The 3,048-nt window shown below is 37.2% G+C and carries 4 protein-coding genes and 1 pseudogene; all 5 read left to right on the top strand.

All coding sequences use genetic code 11. From position 1 onward, the window contains the following. Nucleotides 1–619: RHS repeat-associated core domain-containing protein (locus Q3O12_RS04460; protein ID WP_301669536.1), on the top strand; the 619-nt coding region annotated here is incomplete at its 5' end. After that, a complete protein-coding gene (locus tag Q3O12_RS04455; protein WP_150923303.1) occupies nucleotides 598–918 on the top strand; it encodes a hypothetical protein in 321 nt (106 codons plus the stop codon). The genes Q3O12_RS04460 and Q3O12_RS04455, both read left to right, overlap by 22 nt. Nucleotides 919–991: 73 nt before the next feature. After that, nucleotides 992–1,702: pseudogene (locus Q3O12_RS10975) on the top strand (RHS repeat domain-containing protein); the annotation flags it as partial. Between the two features lie 102 nt (nucleotides 1,703–1,804). After that, the gene (locus tag Q3O12_RS10970) at nucleotides 1,805–2,161 is read left to right on the top strand and encodes a hypothetical protein (RefSeq protein WP_502572653.1); all 357 of its coding nucleotides are present in this window, start codon (nucleotides 1,805–1,807) and stop codon (nucleotides 2,159–2,161) included. 17 nt (nucleotides 2,162–2,178) lie between these two features. Then, nucleotides 2,179–2,946, top strand: a complete 768-nt coding sequence (locus tag Q3O12_RS04445; protein WP_301669535.1) for a hypothetical protein — start codon at nucleotides 2,179–2,181, stop codon at nucleotides 2,944–2,946. The last annotated feature ends 102 nt before the right edge of the window (nucleotides 2,947–3,048 follow it).

Here is a 3,048-nt window from a genome sequence, read left to right as displayed (position 1 = left end):
GTTCCGGTTGCAGAACCAGTATTGCGACCGTGAGACGGGGCTGCATTACAACTTCTTCAGGTACTATGAGCCTGATGCGGGTAGGTTTGTGAATCAGGATCCGATTGGGTTGGAAGGCGGCTTTAACGTTTATCAGTTTGCACCGAATGTAAAGGGGTGGGTTGATCCATTAGGGTTAGCTAGAAAACCAATTAGCAGTAGGCTACCAGAAGGTAGTAGAACAGGGCAATTTGGGCCAAAAAATGGAAAATTAACAAAATTAGATCCCAAAACAGGTAAACCTATACAAATTAGAAGCTATGATGCAAAAGGAAACCCCGTAAAAGACATCGACTTTGGTCATAACCATGGTTTTGGAGACCCTCATGCACATGACTGGAAATATCCATCAGATAAAGCACCAAATAAAGTCCGAGGAGAAGGACGAGTATTAACAAAAATGGAAAAATTTAACTTAAGATTTGGCAAATGTGCACAAGTATTCCCTGGATTAAGTAGCTTAACAACCAGATTTATAAGTGGAGTAAGTCTTTTGTTATTACCTAATTCAATTAGCCAATGTCAAGATTTAGATTTTTCCATGAAAAATCCAGATAAATGTGGAGCAAAAAAGAAATGAATATACATGACAAGGAAATTATTGGTTTTTTATATAAGAAAAATGATCAATTACTCGTATTACTTTCATCTGATGAAAATAATATCTTTTTTAAATCAGTAATTTTTTTTCATTTTAACAACGTTTCGGACCAAAATATTATTTTTGATATATATGAATGGGGAAAAGAAGATATTCCAAATGAAATTATTAAACTTTTTCCTTGTATAAATCCCTTTATAGAAGATAAAGAAATATATAATTTTTATTATATAAATTCGTCTGTTGGGCTAGAGGGTATTGTTATCACTAAAAAATAACATTTCTGTGCAAAATATCGTCATGCTGAAATACTACTGACGTCTAAAGAGACCGTAACCTACGATAACCGGCTATTACTACGACGGCTTCGGCAACCTGATCCACCGCGAGCTGGCCGACGGCGAAGTGCAAAACTACTTCTACGATCTGCATGACCAACTGGTTAAAACCGAAATCTTCAAAAAAGACGGCAGCAAAGAAACTTGGGCCTACACCTACGATGCCTTGGGCAGAAGGATAGGCAAAGGCCGTCTGAAAAGCGAAGAAGTTTCAGAAACGTCATTCCCGCATGATTTAAGCGGGAACGGCCTCGAAGAGGAAACCGGGTTTGTTTGGGACGGCAGCCATTTGCTGCAGGAAGTCTACCCGGACGGCAGGTATACCTATCTCTACACCGACCAAGACTCCTACGAGCCTTTGGCGCAGGTCCGCAATTGGACAACCGAAGACGGCGAAAGTAGACAACAAATCCACTACTTCCACTGCGACCAAATCGGCATCCCGAGAGAGATGACCGATAAGGACGGCAATCTGGTTTGGTTCGGCGATTATTACGGTTGGGGCAAACTGAAGAGCGAAACGAACGTAACGGGAACGGCTCACCAACCCTTCCGCCTGCAGAACCAGTATTGCGACCTTGAAACGGGGTTGCACTACAACTTCTTCAGGTATTATGAGCCGGAATGTGGAAGATTTATCAACCAGGATCCGATTGGGTTGTTTGGGGGAAGTAATTTTTATGCGTTTGCCTTCAATATATCTCGTTGGCTTGATCCATTAGGTCTAAAAGGAAAGTCAAAACGATCATGCGAAGAGATTGGGCAAGATATTGATAGATTAATTAATAGAGATAAACGGAAATGTAACAATGGTGGCACTCATGGTTTGCGCCATAGGTTCAATGAACAAATTAATGGTCTCAATGGTCCTGGTACCCAGTCGTGGAAAACACATGAACAGGAGATCAAGAATCAACAGAAAAACCTTAGAGACCGTTTGCAGGAGTGGAACGATTCAGGTTGTGGAAGTCCACCTTCTGGGGCGTGGAAGTGGGCGACAAAACCAGTTCCTCAGCCTAAACAGTGGAAAAATCCTGCTGTTCCGAGGTCTACTGTAGAAACAGGAGCAAAAGTTGTTGCTGGAGCTGGAGCTGCATATATAGTTTATCGAATTGTTCGGTTTTTGCCTTCTTTACTCCCTCCTTTATGGGGAACAATTCCTGCAAATGCTGCCATACCTTAAAATGTAGAAAGTAAGACATGAATAAAAACAATCTAATTTTATTAATTAAAAATCAAATGTCAGATAAACAAAAAAATGAAAATGCTTTACATTTAAATACACTTTTACTAAGCTCAATAGAAAATCCTAGTATAGATAATGATTGTTTCATAGAATTATTTAGCTATTACTCTAACATATCACAAGGAGAAGTAAGTGAACTATTTAATTTACTACAATCTTTAACCAAAAATGAAATCAATATAATTTATGATTTTTTAGAATATATTTCTAAATTTATCAAAGATTTAGGATTAAATTATGAATTTGATAAATTTCTTATGGAGGTAAAATATATACAAGAACGAAATTGTCTAGAAGAAAAAATTAAGCCTACTTTCCCAATTTTCAAAGTTGATAAAAATAACATCATAAGTTTTGATGATAGTGATAACTTTTATATATTTTCAATAATGCAACTATCTACTAAAACTTGGATTGAGATAACATATGATGATTTTCTCTCAATACTTGAATCACTAGAGTGGCAAGCCTTTACTAATAAGGCTATATTATATTTTACTCCTTGCTGTTTAAAATATATTTTTGCTAATTTATCTAAATTTTATTTATATGGTTACGTTGTTGACTTTTTATATATTGCCCTAAGAAACCAAAGTACGATATTTAACACTACTCAAATCAACTTAATTATTAATTTTTTTAAATTAATCCAAAATTTTAACCAGGAAATTAGTGTTGAAACACACAAAAAAATAACAAGTACTATCCAACTTTATTTATAACTTCCGGGCCGCAAAGGGGTGTTGTCGCGTACCGCCACAGCATCACCTGCTTCGACTACAACGGAAACGGCCAAATCATCGCCCGGCACCAATGGAAAGTGC

The sequence above is a fragment of the Neisseria benedictiae genome, assembly GCF_958267435.1.
GTDB lineage: Bacteria > Pseudomonadota > Gammaproteobacteria > Burkholderiales > Neisseriaceae > Neisseria > Neisseria bergeri.
The sequence above is the reverse complement of the archived record's forward strand: the minus strand, read 5'-3'. Positions and strand labels throughout refer to the sequence as shown.

Bases quoted from the DNA above. Each gene is read 5' to 3' on its own strand.
- Q3O12_RS04455 (WP_150923303.1), top strand. From the start codon at position 598: ATGTGGAGCAAAAAAGAAATGAATATACATGACAAGGAAATTATTGGT.
- Q3O12_RS04445 (WP_301669535.1), top strand. From the start codon at position 2,179: ATGAATAAAAACAATCTAATTTTATTAATTAAAAATCAAATGTCAGAT.